We start from the raw sequence: 504 nt of genomic DNA, 5'->3' as shown, positions 1-504 counted from the left end.
TAATGCAGTTCACTTAAGTTGGGCTGGATGAGGATCTGGTAAGACCTATCGAACAGGATGGAGATTCGTTTCCATCCTGTTCGTGTTTTGAGATGCCAGGTCGCATAGGACATACAGCCGATTTATCGGCACTTTCGGGTGCAATTGATCCGGAATGGATCGCCTTGGCGCTTGCCAGCAGCGGCAAGGCGAGCATCCGCAAGCGCAAGCTCCCCGCCGAGCAAGTTGTCTGGCTGGTGATTGCGCTTTCCTTGTATCGTCATCAGTCCATGCCTGAGGTGGTGGCCCATCTGGATCTGGTGTTGCCCGATGAGGTGAACCCGGACATTGCCAAGAGCGCCTTGACGCAGGCCCGCCAGCGCTTAGGCCAGGCGCCGCTGGCGCAGTTGTTTGCGATGAGCGCGACGTGCTGGGACGAGCGACACCAAGTCGGGCGAGGCTGGCGGGGTCTTGCGCGCTATGCCGTGGATGGCAGCACATTGCGTGTCGCCGACAGCGTGGAGA

General features: G+C 59.1%; 1 protein-coding gene. It reads left to right on the top strand.

What is annotated here, in order from left to right:
- Nucleotides 1-164: 164 nt before the first annotated feature.
- A partial coding sequence (locus tag NKJ11_RS33790; RefSeq protein WP_352795196.1) for a transposase domain-containing protein occupies nt 165-504 on the top strand: 340 nt, incomplete at its 3' end.

The organism is Mesorhizobium sp. M0243 (assembly GCF_040321775.1).
Taxonomy (GTDB): Bacteria; Pseudomonadota; Alphaproteobacteria; order Rhizobiales; family Rhizobiaceae; genus Mesorhizobium.
The sequence above is the reverse complement of the archived record's forward strand: the minus strand, read 5'-3'. Positions and strand labels throughout refer to the sequence as shown.